We start from the raw sequence: 15,621 nt of genomic DNA, 5'->3' as shown, positions 1-15,621 counted from the left end.
TTGGTTCAGATCGTATCGAGCCGATGCGCCTCTTCAGGAGGTCCCATGTTCACCGACGACAAGCTTGCAAAACTGCGCGAAAAATACGGCAACGCCAAGGGTGCCGACATCTTTGATCCGCATTTCCGCGAAGTGGCGGCATCGCAGTTTTCCGAAAGTGGCGGGCGCAAATGGCCCTTTGCTGGCGTGCCGACTTTCCTCGATGCACCATTTTTTGCTGATGCCGAAACTGACAACTTCGCAGACCTTGACGTCGCACTCGTCGGGGTGCCGATGGATCTTGGTGTCAGCAACCGTGCCGGTGCCCGTCTTGGCCCGCGTGCGGTGCGTAATATCGAACGCATCGGTCCGTATGAGCATGTCCTTCGCATGGTGCCCGGTGCCATGGCGCGCATTGCCGATATTGGCGATGTCCCGTTCAGAAGCCGCTATTCGCTTGAAAGCTGTCACGAGGATATCGAAGCCTATTTCAGCAAGATTGTCGGGGCTGGCGTCATTCCGATTGCGGTCGGTGGCGATCATTCGATCAGCTATTCGATCCAGAAGGCGGTGGGCAAGGATCGCCCGGTTGGCATGATCCATCTTGATGCCCATTGCGATACCTGTGGGGCCTATGACGGTTCGCGATTCCATCATGGCGGCCCGTTCCGTGAAGCAGTGATGGATGGCGTCCTTGATCCCGAACGCACCATCCAGATCGGTATTCGCGGCGCGTCGGAATATGTTTGGGAATTTTCCTATGACAGCGGCATGACTGTGATCCACGCCGAAGAAGTGCCGAAAATGGGCATTGATGCCGTGATCGCCAAGGCTCGTGAAGTGGTCGGCGATGGCCCGGTCTATCTGTCCTTTGATGTTGATTGCCTTGATCCGTCTTTTGCACCGGGGACCGGCACGCCAGAGGTCGGTGGCCTCACCTCGCGCGAGGCATTGGCGATCCTGCGCGGGCTCAAGGGGCTTGATTTTGTCGGTGCCGACGTTGTCGAAGTCGCCCCGCAATATGATGCCACCACCAACACCGCCCATATCGCCGCACAGGTCCTGTTCGAAGAACTGTGTCTGGTGGTCGATGCGTTGAAACGCCGCGAAGCTGGCGCGTAAATACAACTGATGTCGCCTGCCCAGTCTATCGGTATGCCGGGCAGGCGATGTCGATTTTTGCCGGTTTAGGGATCAAGACTTGCGATAAACGCGCCGGGGCTGACACCCCACATCGCCTTGAAGTGCCGGTTCAGATGACTTTGATCGGCAAAGCCGGTGGCGGCTGCCGCATCGGCAATGCTTGCCCCGTCAAACAACAGCCGCTTGGCGCGCCGCAACCGCATGTGATTGAAATAGGTATGCGGCGGAAGCCCGGTTGCTGCGCGAAACACGCGCAACAAATGAAACCGGCTGAGCCCGGTAATCATGGCAAGATCATCAAGCGATATATTGGCATCCAGATGCGCTGCCATATAGTCAATCACCGCCCGAACGCGTTTGTCCTCTGACCCCGGCTGATAGAGATAGGGCGGGGCATCGGCATGGCGCAGCGCAAGGCGGGCGGCGCTATAAAGAAGCTGACTGTCGCGTTCCAACAAGCTGTTGCTGCCGTTGCTGCCATCGTCATTCGGGCGAAACAGTCGGTGCAGGCCTTGCAGTTGCAAATGCAATTCCGGGTCGTTGACGACACAGGACCCGAAAAACGGCAGGCCGCTGTTTTTGGGCGAAAGCTCCGTCACCAGATCGCCAAACACCTTCGGATCGATGAACATGATCTGGTATTGATAGCCATCCTCGGATGCCGGACTGCCATCATGCACCTGCATCGGGTTCATCATCAAAAGCTGCCCGCGCGCGGCGACATAATTTGTCCCGCGGGTGGTAAACCGCTCCGCCCCGTTTAGGACAGTGCCAAACGCGTAATAATCGTGGCTGTGCTTGGGGAAAGAGAAATTCTTGTAATCGGCTTCGAACATATCAATGCCGTCGGCTGCCCGCCAGTGGCGGGCAATCTCGCGGGGGCGGCCGGTCGCCGGTCGCGATGACGTCTGGCGACGCTGGGCTGCCGTGTTCTGTCGCGCAGCACTATTCATCGGGCCATTATAACGCCAAGGCCGGGTGCCAGCTTGTACAATATTGTCATCGTGACATTTTAATTGGCATCATTCCAAAAAGCCGCCGGAGGCCTTCGCAACCTCGCGACAGAGGGTCGAGTCGCGGTTGATTTTGGGAAGTCTGCTGGTTTGAAGCCCTTCGAAACGGATAATGACCTTCGTCCAATTGTATAATGCGATGTTCATATGAACATTTTCGGGTGGTCGGAACGTTGTTTTGCGCAGCGCAAATGACCATCCGGCACCTTGTTTGATCGACAAATGCGGGTTTCATCCAACTGTTACAAAACCGCGCCCTGCACACATGTATGAATCGCGCCAAACATAAATTTTGCTGTTTGGATGTCCCATGTTTCTTGATCGCATTCGTATTGGATCGCGCATCTTCGCCGGTTTCTTTGTTCTGGTTGTTCTGCTGGTTGGCCTGTCCGCCCTGTCATCAACCTATCTTCTGGGCTTTGGCGCGCATGCAGATCGCATTGCCAAAAGTACTGGTCTGGTCGGGCTTGCCAATGACTATGCGCTGCGTCTGGAACGTCTTTCCAACCAGGTCCTGTTATTTGCCCAGACGGTCGATCCGACGGATCGCGAAGGCATCACCACCATGCGCCAGGCGGCCGAGCAAAGCGGTGCGACCCTCGTCACCCAACTGCGTCAAAACGGCGATAGTGATCGCGCAGATGCGCTAGAAAGTCTCAGTGCCGATTACATCGCAACGCTGGAACCGCTTGTGCTGCGGGCGGAAAACCTGTCGGCGGCATCGGAAACCATGCTGCTTGGCGCCAATCAGCTTGGCAAATCCGCAAGCCAGCTTGAAGATTTCATCGCCAAACGCGATCCGGTGATTGCCGAGAAATACGCAGACAAGCTTGGCGCGGCCAACTTGGCTGCCATCGTCAATTCCCTGCAATTCCCGATCCTGCGCACCGCGGACTCACTAGATGCCGCCCGCACGCAGACCTCGGCCCTGACCGATCTTCAGGAAGAAATCAAAGCGTCCTTTGATGGCCTGACGCGTAACGAGAAAAAGCTGTTCTCCTACGCGATCCGCGATAACGATTTGCTGAAACAGGGTGCGAACCAGCTCGAAGCCTCCATCGCCGGGTTCCGCCAATCGATGGATGACTTCAAATCCGCCGTCCGCGAAGTCCAGACCATCACTCAGAATATCCGAACGGATGCCATGACCAATCAAACCGCCCTGGTCGAGGCCGCCCATAATCAGTCGGAAAACTCGGCCCTGACCAACATCGTGGTTGCCGCCATCGGGGTTCTGATTGCCGTCGCCCTTGCGCTTGGCATCGCAATGAGCATCCTGCGTCCGCTGCGTCGGGTGAATGGTGACATGACCCGGCTCAGTGAAAACGACACCGATATCGCCCTTGCCGATATCAAGCGCCGTGATGAATTCGGGGCGATGTCGCGCACCGTCGCGATCTTCCGCGAAAACGCGCTCAAGATCGAAAAAATGGCCGAGGAACGCATCACCCTTCAGCGTATCGAAGAAGAAAAACGTCGCGCATCCCTTGGTGCGATGGCCGAAACGATTGAGGGCGAGACCACCGGTCTTGTCAAATCAGTCAATCATCAGGTGACCCGCATGCGCGAAGCCGTGGTCGAAGTCGCGGCCGCCGCCGAACGCGTCACCGGTCAAACCGAAACCGCAACCAGTGCCGCACACGACAGCCAGTCGCACTCCAATGCCATCGGCGATGCAGCCAACCGTCTGCGCGAAGCCATCGTCTCGATCGCCAACCGGGTCGAACATCAACGCGACATCGCGCAAAGTGCCGTCGGCTCGACCGAGGAATCGGCAAAGGCCGTCGACGACCTGCGTGAAGTCGCCACCAGCATCGAACAGATTGTCGACCTGATCCGCGGCATTGCCGGACAGACCAACATGCTGGCGCTTAATGCCACCATCGAGGCGGCCCGTGCCGGTGACGCCGGCAAGGGCTTTGCCGTTGTCGCGGCAGAGGTCAAAAACCTTGCCAGTCAGACCGAACGCGCGACTGAGCAGATCACCGAACATGTCAACGCCATGGGCGCTGTTACGGATCGCTGTGTTGCCTCGATGGAGGATGTCGGGGTCACCGTGCGGTCGATGATGTCGATTTCCGAAGAGGTCGCAGGCGATGTTGAACATCAGCGCCGCGAGACTGAGGAAATTACCGGTGCCATCGCCCTTGCTGGCGATGCGGTGCGCAATGTTGCGACCGCGATCGGTGCGGTATCCGAAGACATCGAAGTCACCCGCAAGCTCAGCCTTGATCTTAATCGTCGTGCCGACGAAGTTGATCGAAATGTGACCGAGCTCACAGCATCCCTTGACCGCGCAGTGGCCTCTGCCGCTGGCAACGAAGACGCAGATGCCGCTGACGACAACGCCAACGACACCACCATATGGCACGATGATAATCTGGTGGTCTTCCCGCAAACGCAACAGCGCGGTGCCGCCTGATTTGTTGGCATAAGCCCGCCGTTTCACGGCTGAAATTCAAAATTGAACAACAAGGGCCTGCGCACCGTATAGAGGGTGTGCAGGCCCAATGCATTTGGCCAGTGCTATCGGCGCAAAACGCAGGATTTGTCAGCAGTTAAGATACAAACTGCGACGTTTCTGATACACTTTTTGTGTGGTTCTCACGGGCGGGTTGCAATATCGTTCGGGGCAACGGTATTTCATCAAAAGCATAAAGCCTACTATTCGGTACTGAATTGAAATACCGGCACTTTCCCGGCGCGGGAACAGTGTCATTTGCAGTAAGGTTGTTTGGTCAGCCCGACTTGGAAGTATCAATGTGATGGCGCGTAAATCAACGCTTCTGATCGCAGGTGTCGCACTGATTGTTGTTGCGGCCTCTGCCTATATCTTTGCCAAAGACGACATCACGGCGTTGATCACGCCCGATGCGCAACCCGCAAGCACCGGGCAGCGCGGTGGCGGCGAACGCAGTCTTCCGGTGATTGCCGAATATGCCAGCCTGATGGATGAAAAGACCGTTGTCGAAGCGGTCGGCACGGGCAAATCTGCACTAGGTGTTTCGATCTATCCAGCCGTGTCGGGCGAAGTTGCAGATGTGCTTGTACGCGCCGGTGACAAGGTGACCGAAGGACAGGTTCTTGTCATTCTGGACTCTGATCGCGAACGCCTTGCCCGCGATCTTGCCGCTGTTCAGGCCCGTGATGCCGAACAACTTCTTGCCCGCTATGAAAAGGCGCGTCCGCTGGGTGCTGTTGCCGAAAGCGAAGTCGACAGTGCCCGCACCGCCCTGGCCGAGGCCCGCATCGCCCTTGATCAGGCAGAGGTCAATCTGGCCGACCGTACCATTCTGGCCCCGTTTGACGGTATCGTCGGCATTCCGCAGATTGAGGCGGGCGACCGTGTAGACAGTTCCACTGCCATTGTGACGCTTGATAATATCGAAAGCATTCTGGTCGATTTCGAAGTTGCCGAAACCCGGTTCGACAATGTCCGTCCCGGCCAGTCTGTCCGGGTTGAAACCTGGAGCCTGCCGGGCGAAGAATTCACCGGCGTGGTTGAGTCTATTGGCAGCCGCATCGACCCCGAAAGTCGCACCTTTGCCGTGCGCGCCCGGGTGCCAAACCCCAATAGTCGCTTGCTTGCCGGGATGTCGTTTGCGGTTTATGTCGATATCGAAGGCAAACAATATCCCGCCGTTGCCGAAATCTCGGTCCTGTGGGGCGATGAAGGCACCTATGTCTGGCGGATCGATGATGAAGACAAGGTCTCGCGCGTTCCCGTCCGTGTTGTGAAACGGACCAATGGCCGGATCCTTCTGGATGGCGGGATTGCCGAGGGTGATCTGGTCGTGGTGGAGGGTGTCCTTCGTTTGCGTCCGGGCCGGACTGTTTCGGCAACCATTCGCGGCGATAACCCCGCGCCTGAAAATGCGCCGTCTGAGGCGGGCGGCGTTGCCACCCGCGAAGGCGCTGGCGAGGGGTCCTGATCATGACGACAGGAACCGAAAATCACGATCATAACGATCTTGCATCGCTGAGTATCCGACGCCCTGTTCTGATCAGTGTGGTGTCGATGCTGATCATCCTGGCCGGTCTTGCCGCGATGCTGGGTGTGGAAATTCGCGAACTGCCCAATGTCGACCGCCCGACCATCACCGTGACTGCGGACTATGACGGCGCATCGCCGGAAACGGTCGATTCCGAAGTCACCGGGATCATCGAAAGTGCGGCATCGCGTGTCAGTGGCATCAAGGAAATCAGTTCGCAAAGCGAAGAGGCCAACGCCCGCATTCGCATCGAATTCTACCCGGATGTTGAAATCAACGATGCCGCCAGCGACATTCGCGAAGCCATCAGCCGCGCCGAACGCAGCCTGCCCGACGGGGTGGAAAACGTTCGTGTGGTCAAGGCCGATGCCGATGCCAGTGCGATCATGCGCATTGCCGTGGTCAGCAACAGCTTGACCGAGGAAGAACTCGCCAACATCGTCGAAGACCAGATCAGCCCGTCCTTGCTGTCGGTTCCGGGTGTGGCGGAAGTCGGGGTTAACGGGGACCGCGAACGCGTTTTGCATGTGCGCATCGACCCGCTGCGCATGGCAAGTTATGGCCTGTCGGTCCAGGATGTCGCCGACCTTCTGCGCACAGCCCAGTTTGATATTCCCGCCGGCAGTTTTGAATCATCCGATCAGAAACTGTTTGTCCGTGCCGATGCGTCCGTTTGGGAGGTCGACAGACTGAACCAGATGCTGGTGCGTGACGGTGTCCAGATGGGCGATGTCGCCGATATCTATTACGGACCGGATGATGCGACGTCCTATGTGCGCCTCAATGGGCGCACGGTGATCGGGCTGAGTATTACCCGTCAGGCACAATCCAACACGATTGCGATTTCCAATGGCGTGCGCGATGTCGTTGAACGCCTTAACGATCAATATGACGACCTGGATGTTTTCGTGAACTCCGACGATGCGGTCTTTATCGAAGGCGCGCTGTGGGAAGTGATCTTTAGTCTCGGTCTTGCCATCGCGATTGTGATCGGGGTGCTTTATCTGTTCCTCAGATCCTTTACCGCGACGCTGATCCCGACCATCACTATTCCGATTGCCCTGATCGGTACGGTTGCCGCCATCTGGGCGATGGGCTTTTCGATCAACATCCTGACCCTTCTCGCACTTGTTCTCGCAACCGGCATGATTGTCGATGACGCGATTGTTGTGCTCGAAAATATCCAGCGCCGCCGTCATCAGGGGCTGGGCTCCATGGCCGCCGCAGTGCTCGGCTCGCGCCAGGTGTTCTTTGCCGTGATCGCCACGACGCTAACGCTGATTTCGGTGTTCGTGCCGATTTCCTTCCTGCCAAGTACAGCAGGGCGTCTGTTCCGCGAATTCGGTTTTGTGCTGGCCTTTGCGGTGGCGGTGTCATCGTTTGTCGCTTTGTCGCTGTGCCCGATGCTGGCATCGCGCCTGAAACATATCGATCCGCATGATGGCAAGGCCGATGATGCGCCCAACATGCTGGAGCGTTTCGGCTTCTTCTGCGCCGGGATTTATCGCCGCATTCTCGAAGCTGCCCTTGGCAGCCCGATCATTACCGTGATGATTTGTGTCGTTGCCGGTGGGCTTGCCTTTGGTGTCTACACCAACGTGACGCAGGAATTGCTGCCTGATGAGGATCGCGGACGTATTCTTGTTTCCATGCGGGGGCCGGACGGGGTCGGCATCGACTATATGGACCGTCAGGTCGAGGCGGTTGAAGACATCCTGCGCCCGGTGGTCGAGGCCGGCGATGCCTATAACATCTACACCATTGTCGGCCTGTGGGATCCGAACCGCGCTCTTGTGATCGCCCCGCTAAAACCGTGGGAAGAACGGAGCCGCTCGCAGCAGGAAATTACCGCATCCATCCGTGGGGATTTGAATGCCCTTCCGGGTGTGCAGGCTTATGTCTGGCAGCCCAACAGTCTCGGCTTGCGCGGCGGCACGGGCGAGGGACTAGAATTTGCCCTGACCGGGACAAGCTATCGCACGCTGGCCGAAAATGCCCGCGTCATGCAGCAGGAGATCGAGGCAAACTATCCCGGCCTCACCGGCCTTCGGGTATCCTATCAAACCACCCAGCCGCAGCTTCTGGTCAATATTGATCGCAAACGCGCCTTTGATCTCGGCATCCCGATCGAAGAACTTGATACCACGCTACGTGCGATGATCGAAGGATACGAAGTCACCGAAATCAATGTCGATGACCAGAATGTGCCCATTAAACTGCGCAGTGCGCTGGGCAGCATCAATGATCCGTCGGACCTTGAAAACCTGTTCGTCACCGGCACCAATGGCCGCATCCTGCCGCTGTCTTCTGTCATCTCCTTGACCGAAGAAGCCGTTGCCTCCGAACTTGAACGCGAAGGGCAACAACGTGCTGTGACCATTTCAGCCAACCTCGCACCGGGCTATACCCTGGCCGAGGCGGTCGCGGATGTGAACACGGTCGGTGATCAGTTGCTGCCACCCGGTGTCGGCATCCTGTTCCTTGGCAATGCCGCGGCCCTTGGCGAAACAGCCAATGATGTGCAGATCACCTTCCTGATTGCGGTTCTTGTGGTGTTGCTGGTTCTGGCCGCGCAGTTCGAAAGCTTTACCTCCGCGCTTGTAGTGGTGTTGACCGTGCCGTTTGGTTTGGCCGCCGCGATCTATGCGCTGGCGCTCAGTGGCACCTCGATCAATATCTACAGCCAGATCGGGCTTGTGATGCTGGTCGGCCTGATGGCCAAGAACGGGATTCTGGTTGTCGAATTTGCTGATCAGCTCCGCGATGCCGGAAAATCCGTGCGCGAAGCGGTGCATGATGCGGCGATGGTGCGTTTGCGCCCGATCATGATGACCATGATTTCGACCGTTCTGGGGGGCTTGCCCCTTGTTCTTGGCTCAGGCGCTGGGGCCGAAGCACGCGCAGCCATTGGCTGGGTGGTGTTTGGCGGTCTTGGGTTTGCCACGGTCTTTACCCTGTTTCTGACCCCGGTATTGTATCTACTGCTCGCGCCACTGGTGTCAGCCCGCGCTGATGGTGGCAAGAAACTGCAATCCCAACTGCGCGCGGCAGAAGCAATTCCTGATCACGGCGAAGCTGCATCACATGTGGCGAATGAGCCCGGAAGTGATGGTCTTCAAGGAAGTGCGAAGTAATATGAATAATCCTCACATTTCTGCGATTTCGGGAATTGCCCTTCTAGTCGTGCTGGCTGGCTGTCAGTCTGTCGGGCCGGATTATACCGCGCCAAACTTCGACCTTGTCGGCGCCTACACCCCGGAAATCCCGGTGATTGCCGCCAATCAAAGCAAACAGGACCGCTGGTGGGAAAGCACCACCGACCCGGTTTTAAATGGTCTGATTAATGAAGGGGTCGAAAACAATATCGACCTCCAGATCGCAATCAGTCGCATCCGTGCGGCTGCGGCGACTGCACGTGGCGTTGCCGGGGCCAATGGGCCACAGGTTGGCGCATCGGTTAACGGATCGGCCAGTCGGTCGACCTCCAGCCGCGCCAATGGCGATCAGGTGACCGATATGGGCTATGGTGCTGGCCTTGATTTGTCCTGGACTGCCGATATCTGGGGCGGTCAAACCCGCGAGGAAGAAGTCGCCGAAGCCGATTATCTGCAACAGGTCTATTTGCGCGAAGATGTCTATCGCACAATGATTGCCGACATCATCCGCAACTATATCGAACTGCGCGGGGCGCAGCGGCGCTTGGCCCTTTTGCAGGACTCGCTTGATCTGCAACGCCAGACCAGCAACATCGTGCAGGTGCGTTTGCAGACCGGTCTTGGTTCCGAGCTTGATCTTTCTCGGGCACGCGCTGAGGTCGCCGATCTTGAGGCGACAGTTCCGATCCTGCAAACCACGATTGATCGTTCGATCAATGCGATTTCCATTCTGGTCGGCGCACAGCCGGGAACCCATCGTGATTTGTTGCTGGATGCATCGCCACTGCCCGAATTTCAAAGCAGCCCGCCAATTGGCATCCCAGCCGATTTGCTGCGCCGTCGGCCAGATGTGCGTGCGGCCGAGTTGGCTCTGATTTCCGCGACATCGCAAATCGGGGTGGAAACCGCAACGCTTTATCCGGAACTATCCCTTGATGGATCACTTGCCCTTGGTGTGACCGGCTATGGCACCGGCCCGATTGTGCGCACAGCGATGGCCGCTATCGGCGCATTGATTGATGCGACCCTGTATGATGGCGGCGAACGGCGTGCGAATATCACCGTTTCCGAGGAAGAGGCCGAACAAGCCTTCCTGACCTTTCGCCAGACGCTTCTGAGCGCGATTGAAGAAGTCGAAAGTGCGATTTACGGTTATGTCGGGGCGGTGGCACAGCGCGATTCCCTGATTGCATCAGTGCAATATCACCGTGAAGCCTTTGAACAGTCACGGGTGCGCTATGTACAGGGCCTGTCGGACTTTCTTGATGTGCTCGATTCCCAGCGCAGCTTGACCACATCCCTGCAATCACTGGCCGATTCCGAGACCGATCTGGAACTTGAAACCATCAATCTTTATAGCGCCGCGGGACTGAGTGTCGAGGATGTTGAACGCTATGCCAACGAGGCCGGTGTGACGCTTGTGAATGGCTAGAACCTGTTGCGGCAAAGCACATATCAGCAAACTGTGGCTTGAGTTTCGGCGCCGTTCATCCTAGGTCTTTGGCAATCTGCATTCCGGGGAAAACCATGACCGGCGATCTGTTTGCCAATGAACCACCACGCAACCTTTTGCCCTTTGATGGCGAAGTGCTGTTGCTGCGTGACATCATGGATGCTGATGAAGCCGACAAGACTTTTGATCGCCTCAAAACCACCATCGTCTGGCAACAGGAAATCGCCAAACTCCACGGCAAGGAAATCCCGGTTCCGCGTCTGACCGCATGGTATGGCGAAGTCGCCTATCGCTATAGCGGGGTGTATCACCCGGCAAGCCCGTTTCCCTCTATCGTTGCCCCGTTACGCACCTTGGCCGAAGAACTGGCAGGTGCGCGCTTTAACACCGTGTTGCTCAACCACTATCGCGATGGGCGCGATAGCGTCTCCTGGCATGCCGATGACGAGGAAGTTCTGGGCGAAAACCCGGTGATTGCCAGCCTGACCTTCGGGCAGGAACGCCGGTTTCATTTCCGCCACAAGAAAACCGGTGATCGCCTCAGCATCGATCTGCCGCATAACTCGGCCCTGATCATGTCAGGCGCGACACAGCATTGCTGGCTGCATCAATTGCCAAAGACCGCCCGACAGGTCGGACCACGGATCAACCTGACCTTCCGCAATACCCGCCCCGAAAGCCGATAAACGATCGTATCCTGACGTGGTAATGCGTTCTGGTAGTATCGTGCTGGTTCTGGCTATAGTGTCGGCAATTCAACTGGGTAACGATCACACACGACAGTTTCGGGGATAAGGCACGCATGGCAAAACGCGTAAAACTTCTGGATGTCGCCAAGGCGGCCGGGGTTTCGCAAGGGACAGCCTCCAATGCCTTTGGCAAGCCTGATCTGGTCCGCCCGGAAGTCCGCGAACGCATCTTTGAGGCCGCACGCGAACTGGGCTATCGCGGGCCGCATGTCATGGCGCGCATGCTCCGCACCGGCAAGGCGGGCGCACTTGGTGTCGTGTTCCCCGATAATCTTGAATATGCTTTTACCGATCCGGTGGCGATTGAGCTGCTGCGCGGGATCGGGCGCGAATGTGCCCGACACGGTATGAATGTCATGATCATTTCGGCCGAAAACCCCGAACAGGCGATTACGGCGGTTAATAATGCCGCGGTCGATGCCTTTCTGGTGCATTGCTATTCGGATAATAATGACATCATCAAAGCCATTCAGCGCCGTAATCAGCCGTTGATCAGCATCGATACCGACATTGCTGGCGCGGCCGGGACTGTGGTGCTCGATGACTTTTCAGCAGCGAAAAATGCGGCCCAGCATTTGCTCGATTGCGGCGCCTCGAAATTCGCCATTCTGTCGCTTCAGGCAACCGAGCACGATCACTTCGGCCCGATGAGCCCCAACCGACTGGGCGCCGCCAGCCACCGGGTGGTGCGCGAACGCCTGGCGGGGTATCACGCGGCGCTTGAGGCCGCCGGTATTACGGCCAGTGATGTTGTCCATATCGAATGCGACAACCAGTCCGAACAAAGTGCGCAAATGACGATAGAGCTTCTGTCAAACCATCCCGAAATCAACGGCATTCTCGCCATGTCGGACGTGATTGCCATCGGCGCGATTGATGCCGCGCGTGCCATCGGGCGCAACGTGCCGGGCAATCTTAAGGTCATTGGCATTGACGGTATTGTCGCTGGCGAACGCACCGACCCGCCACTCACCACCATGCATCAGGATTCGGTGGAAAAAGGCCGGCTTGCCGCCGAAATGGCGCTATCAGATGAACCAGGCAAAACCATCACCCTTCAAACCAGCCTGTTGCTGCGCGGGTCTAGTCAGGCCCCGAGCTAGGCGAGCTCGGCATAGCGATAACAATCCGTCGTGTGGTCCATCACGATGCCGGTGGCCTGCAGGAAGGAATAGATGATCGTGGTGCCGACGAATTTCATGCCGCGTTTTTTCAGGTCTTTGGATATCTTGTCGCTTAGTTCGGTGCTGACCGGGACATTCCTCATACTATTAAAATGGTTGATGATCGGCTTGCCATCGACGAAGGCCCAGATATAGGAATCGAAGCTTCCGAACTCTTTTTGGATAGCGATGAATGTTTGCGCATTTTGAATAGACGCCGCGACTTTTAATTTATTTCGAATAATCCCGGGATCGGCCAGAAGCGATTCTTTCTTGGCATCATCATAGGCTGCGACCTTATTTACATCGAAATTGTCATAAGCCGCGCGATAGGTCTCGCGCCGGGCCAGAATGGTCAGCCAACTCAGGCCCGCCTGCGCACCTTCAAGGATCAGCATTTCAAAGAAATGTCGGTCATCATGCACCGGCACACCCCATTCCGTATCGTGATAATCGACATAGAACGGCTTGTCGGCATGGGTCAAAGCCCAGCCACAGCGGGGGTTGTCTGTGTTTGACATGATTTTCCTCCTTCAATCCCGGCATTCTGACGTTGAAGCGTGTCTGTATTCAAGGCGTAATCCGGGTGGGACTGACATCTCCTGACAGTTTCTGGCAGGGCATTTGGCAGGCGTGTTCGTGAGCATGATCACAAAGCGATGAAAACTTCCCCTCATTTGCGGCAAAATCAACGCTGTGTGCTTGCGTTAGCGGCCATTGCCGACTAGGTTTTGCTGCGTGCAAACATCTTTCCGGGCCCAATGTATCTGTGCGCCCGGCGATTGTAAGGAGCGGCGATGCTGGCGATTTTTTGGCTTATTGACACTGTGGTAGGTATCTACATTTTCATGCTGATTGCATCTGCAATCCTGTCATGGCTTGTGGCGTTCAACGTGATCAATACCAGCAACCGGTTTGTTTATTTGGTTGGTGATTTCCTGTATCGGGTTACCGAACCGGTATTGCGCCCGATCCGGCGGATCATGCCCGATCTTGGCGGCATCGATATTTCGCCGATCATCCTGATCCTGATTTTGCAGTTCGCCAACATGCTGATCCAGACCGATGTCCGGATGGCGCTTGTCGGCTATTGATGTCTCATTTCGCCTAGTAAAATGTCTCATTTAGACAATGTCTGATCACGCGCCCGTGTTACGGTCCGAGCCATCAGGGGTTCGACTGTTTGTCAGGCTGACGCCAAAGGCATCGCGCAATGCGATTGGTGATGTCGTGGTCGATGCCAACGGGCAGGAGCAGCTAAAGGTGTCGGTGACGGCGGTGCCGGAAAACGGCAAGGCCAATCAGGCGCTGATAAAACTTTTGGCAAAAGCGGCCAAATGTCCTAAATCGTCGGTCAGGATTGTTTCCGGGCAAACCGATCGCACCAAAACGCTGCTGATCGACGGAAATCCCGAAGAGCTGATGGCGAAAATATCCCAACTCACGGGGCGGACAGACATATGAGTGACGCGAAAATCATCGACGGCAAGGCATTCGCAGCCAAACTGCGCACCGACATCACAGCCGAAGTATCAAAGCTTAAAACCGAACATGGCGTAACACCGGGTCTGGCCGTCATTCTGGTCGGCGAAGATCCGGCCAGTCAGGTCTATGTCCGCAACAAGGGCAAACAAACCCTTGAATGCGGCATGAATTCCTATGAGCACAAGCTCCCGGCCGAAACCAGCGAAGAAGACCTGCTGGCCCTGATCGCCAAGCTGAATGCCGATGAAAATGTCCATGGCATCCTGTGTCAGCTTCCGGTGCCCAAGCACATTAACGAGCAGGCCATTCTGGCCGCCATCGACCCGGCCAAGGATGTTGACGGTTTCCACGTTGTGAATGCCGGCGCACTGGCAACGGGCGGCGAAGGTTTCGCACCCTGCACGCCGTATGGCTGCCTGATGTTGCTCAAAGACACCCTTGGGGATCTGTCGGGCAAACGTGCGGTCGTGGTTGGCCGTTCGAACATCGTTGGCAAGCCGATGGCGCAGCTTCTGCTGAAAGAAAGCTGCACGGTCACCATCGCCCATTCGCGTACCCGCGACCTGCCTGAGGAAGTCCGTCGTGCCGATATCGTGGTTGCCGCCGTTGGCCGCCCGAACATGATCAAGGGTGACTGGATCGCCCCGGGTGCCACCGTGATTGATGTTGGCATCAACCGCGTTGAAGGTGCTGAAGGCAAAATGAAGCTGGTCGGTGATGTCGAGTTTGAAACCGCATCCAAGGTTGCCGGTGCCATCACCCCGGTTCCGGGCGGTGTCGGTCCGATGACCATTGCCTGCCTGCTCAACAACACGCTGATTTCGGCCTGCCGCGCCAATGGCCTTGATGTGCCGAACCTTGGGTTTGACAGCTAATACTCGAAGATATCTATTAAAAGGCGGCTTTAGGCCGCCTTTCTTATTTCGGGGGTTAGATGAAGCAGTCTCGAACAATTGTAATCTGGATTGTTTTTGGGATCATTTTGGTCGGGCTGACCATTTACGATTCCCGCAGAAGTAAAAGCGTTCATCAGATTTTCCAGCACGTATGCCTTGATGCCATTGGCGATGGCAAAGAAATGGAAAAGGCTGTTAGCACCGTGCTGTGGAAGTACAAGTTGCTTCAAGACCCGCCGCTAAGAGAACATGTGATCCGCGGTCCTGTCATCCTTCAAACAAGGTATTATGGAATCCCCTCAGGAGGTCGCCTGATGACATCACAGGACGGCAGTTATTGCCAAATCTTCGTTGGTGAAGACGAAGGTATGGATGTTTTGGAAGGCGTCGCCAATTTCGATGAGATGGAGTTTCTCCGAGACAACGTAAACGCCAATGGTTTTCGGCGTGCGGTCATCCGGATGAAGGAAAGTGGTGCTATTGTGAACTTGGTTGAAGGCAGTGCGGCAGACTTCCTGCATATCATGACACCGGAGCTTTACATGCGCCAACGTGCATTTGATGATCCAGAAGTGGCGGTTGATAATTAGCTA

13 protein-coding genes are annotated in these 15,621 nt (G+C 56.5%); 11 read left to right on the top strand and 2 right to left on the bottom strand.

Features of this window, described 5'->3' with window-relative positions; genetic code table 11:
- Positions 1-45 precede the first annotated feature (45 nt).
- Positions 46-1,101, top strand: coding sequence for an agmatinase (gene speB / locus FHI25_RS15135; RefSeq protein ID WP_210519096.1), 1,056 nt, complete (start codon positions 46-48; stop codon positions 1,099-1,101).
- Positions 1,102-1,166: 65 nt separating this feature from the next.
- On the opposite strand, the gene FHI25_RS15130 is transcribed toward speB, so the two are convergent.
- Positions 1,167-2,075 carry an AraC family transcriptional regulator gene (locus FHI25_RS15130; RefSeq protein ID WP_210519094.1) on the bottom strand — a complete coding sequence of 303 codons (909 nt, stop codon included), beginning with the start codon at positions 2,073-2,075 and terminating at the stop codon, positions 1,167-1,169.
- Positions 2,076-2,445: 370 nt separating this feature from the next.
- Here FHI25_RS15130 and FHI25_RS15125 point away from each other — a divergent pair, with 370 nt between their 5' ends.
- From FHI25_RS15125 to FHI25_RS15100, 6 genes are all read left to right on the top strand, one after another.
- Positions 2,446-4,557, top strand: a complete 2,112-nt coding sequence (locus FHI25_RS15125; RefSeq protein WP_210519092.1) for a methyl-accepting chemotaxis protein — start codon at positions 2,446-2,448, stop codon at positions 4,555-4,557.
- A gap of 343 nt (positions 4,558-4,900) precedes the next feature.
- Complete coding sequence (locus FHI25_RS15120; protein ID WP_210519090.1) at positions 4,901-6,067, top strand: efflux RND transporter periplasmic adaptor subunit; 1,167 nt, start codon at positions 4,901-4,903, stop codon at positions 6,065-6,067.
- Positions 6,068-6,069: 2 nt separating this feature from the next.
- Positions 6,070-9,261, top strand: coding sequence for an efflux RND transporter permease subunit (locus FHI25_RS15115; RefSeq protein WP_210519088.1), 3,192 nt, complete (start codon positions 6,070-6,072; stop codon positions 9,259-9,261).
- Between the two features lies 1 nt (position 9,262).
- Positions 9,263-10,714 carry a TolC family protein gene (locus FHI25_RS15110; RefSeq protein WP_210519086.1) on the top strand — a complete coding sequence of 484 codons (1,452 nt, stop codon included), beginning with the start codon at positions 9,263-9,265 and terminating at the stop codon, positions 10,712-10,714.
- Between the two features lie 95 nt (positions 10,715-10,809).
- Complete coding sequence (locus FHI25_RS15105) at positions 10,810-11,421, top strand: alpha-ketoglutarate-dependent dioxygenase AlkB (protein ID WP_210519084.1); 612 nt, start codon at positions 10,810-10,812, stop codon at positions 11,419-11,421.
- Between the two features lie 116 nt (positions 11,422-11,537).
- Complete coding sequence (locus FHI25_RS15100) at positions 11,538-12,587, top strand: LacI family DNA-binding transcriptional regulator (protein WP_210519082.1); 1,050 nt, start codon at positions 11,538-11,540, stop codon at positions 12,585-12,587.
- Here the strand turns inward: FHI25_RS15100 and FHI25_RS15095 are convergent.
- Positions 12,584-13,168: a DNA-3-methyladenine glycosylase I gene (locus tag FHI25_RS15095; RefSeq protein ID WP_210519080.1), complete on the bottom strand. Its 585-nt coding sequence runs from the start codon at positions 13,166-13,168 to the stop codon at positions 12,584-12,586. The genes FHI25_RS15100 and FHI25_RS15095 overlap by 4 nt on opposite strands.
- A 276-nt stretch (positions 13,169-13,444) precedes the next feature.
- Here FHI25_RS15095 and FHI25_RS15090 point away from each other — a divergent pair, with 276 nt between their 5' ends.
- From FHI25_RS15090 to FHI25_RS15075, 4 genes are read left to right on the top strand one after another with little or no spacing between them, the layout of a single operon-like run.
- Positions 13,445-13,741 carry a YggT family protein gene (locus FHI25_RS15090; RefSeq protein WP_008889791.1) on the top strand — a complete coding sequence of 99 codons (297 nt, stop codon included), beginning with the start codon at positions 13,445-13,447 and terminating at the stop codon, positions 13,739-13,741.
- A gap of 37 nt (positions 13,742-13,778) precedes the next feature.
- Complete coding sequence (locus FHI25_RS15085; RefSeq protein WP_210519078.1) at positions 13,779-14,111, top strand: DUF167 family protein; 333 nt, start codon at positions 13,779-13,781, stop codon at positions 14,109-14,111.
- Positions 14,108-15,007 carry a bifunctional methylenetetrahydrofolate dehydrogenase/methenyltetrahydrofolate cyclohydrolase FolD gene (gene folD, locus FHI25_RS15080; protein ID WP_210519076.1) on the top strand — a complete coding sequence of 300 codons (900 nt, stop codon included), beginning with the start codon at positions 14,108-14,110 and terminating at the stop codon, positions 15,005-15,007. Before FHI25_RS15085 ends, folD begins: the two co-directional genes overlap by 4 nt.
- Positions 15,008-15,066: 59 nt before the next feature.
- Positions 15,067-15,618 carry a hypothetical protein gene (locus FHI25_RS15075; RefSeq protein ID WP_210519073.1) on the top strand — a complete coding sequence of 184 codons (552 nt, stop codon included), beginning with the start codon at positions 15,067-15,069 and terminating at the stop codon, positions 15,616-15,618.
- Positions 15,619-15,621 lie beyond the last annotated feature (3 nt).

This window comes from Thalassospira sp. ER-Se-21-Dark (genome assembly GCF_017922435.1).
Classification (GTDB): Bacteria; Pseudomonadota; Alphaproteobacteria; order Rhodospirillales; family Thalassospiraceae; genus Thalassospira.
This window is presented reverse-complemented; position numbering and strand designations above follow the sequence as displayed.

What these genes read in the sequence shown, in the direction of transcription:
- speB (WP_210519096.1), top strand. Translation starts at nt 46, where the DNA reads ATGTTCACCGACGACAAGCTTGCAAAACTGCGCGAAAAATACGGCAAC.
- FHI25_RS15130 (WP_210519094.1), bottom strand. Translation starts at nt 2,075, where the DNA reads ATGAATAGTGCTGCGCGACAGAACACGGCAGCCCAGCGTCGCCAGACG.
- FHI25_RS15125 (WP_210519092.1), top strand. Translation starts at nt 2,446, where the DNA reads ATGTTTCTTGATCGCATTCGTATTGGATCGCGCATCTTCGCCGGTTTC.
- FHI25_RS15120 (WP_210519090.1), top strand. Translation starts at nt 4,901, where the DNA reads ATGGCGCGTAAATCAACGCTTCTGATCGCAGGTGTCGCACTGATTGTT.
- FHI25_RS15115 (WP_210519088.1), top strand. Translation starts at nt 6,070, where the DNA reads ATGACGACAGGAACCGAAAATCACGATCATAACGATCTTGCATCGCTG.
- FHI25_RS15110 (WP_210519086.1), top strand. Translation starts at nt 9,263, where the DNA reads ATGAATAATCCTCACATTTCTGCGATTTCGGGAATTGCCCTTCTAGTC.
- FHI25_RS15105 (WP_210519084.1), top strand. Translation starts at nt 10,810, where the DNA reads ATGACCGGCGATCTGTTTGCCAATGAACCACCACGCAACCTTTTGCCC.
- FHI25_RS15100 (WP_210519082.1), top strand. Translation starts at nt 11,538, where the DNA reads ATGGCAAAACGCGTAAAACTTCTGGATGTCGCCAAGGCGGCCGGGGTT.
- FHI25_RS15095 (WP_210519080.1), bottom strand. Translation starts at nt 13,168, where the DNA reads ATGTCAAACACAGACAACCCCCGCTGTGGCTGGGCTTTGACCCATGCC.
- FHI25_RS15090 (WP_008889791.1), top strand. Translation starts at nt 13,445, where the DNA reads ATGCTGGCGATTTTTTGGCTTATTGACACTGTGGTAGGTATCTACATT.
- FHI25_RS15085 (WP_210519078.1), top strand. Translation starts at nt 13,779, where the DNA reads ATGTCTGATCACGCGCCCGTGTTACGGTCCGAGCCATCAGGGGTTCGA.
- folD (WP_210519076.1), top strand. Translation starts at nt 14,108, where the DNA reads ATGAGTGACGCGAAAATCATCGACGGCAAGGCATTCGCAGCCAAACTG.
- FHI25_RS15075 (WP_210519073.1), top strand. Translation starts at nt 15,067, where the DNA reads ATGAAGCAGTCTCGAACAATTGTAATCTGGATTGTTTTTGGGATCATT.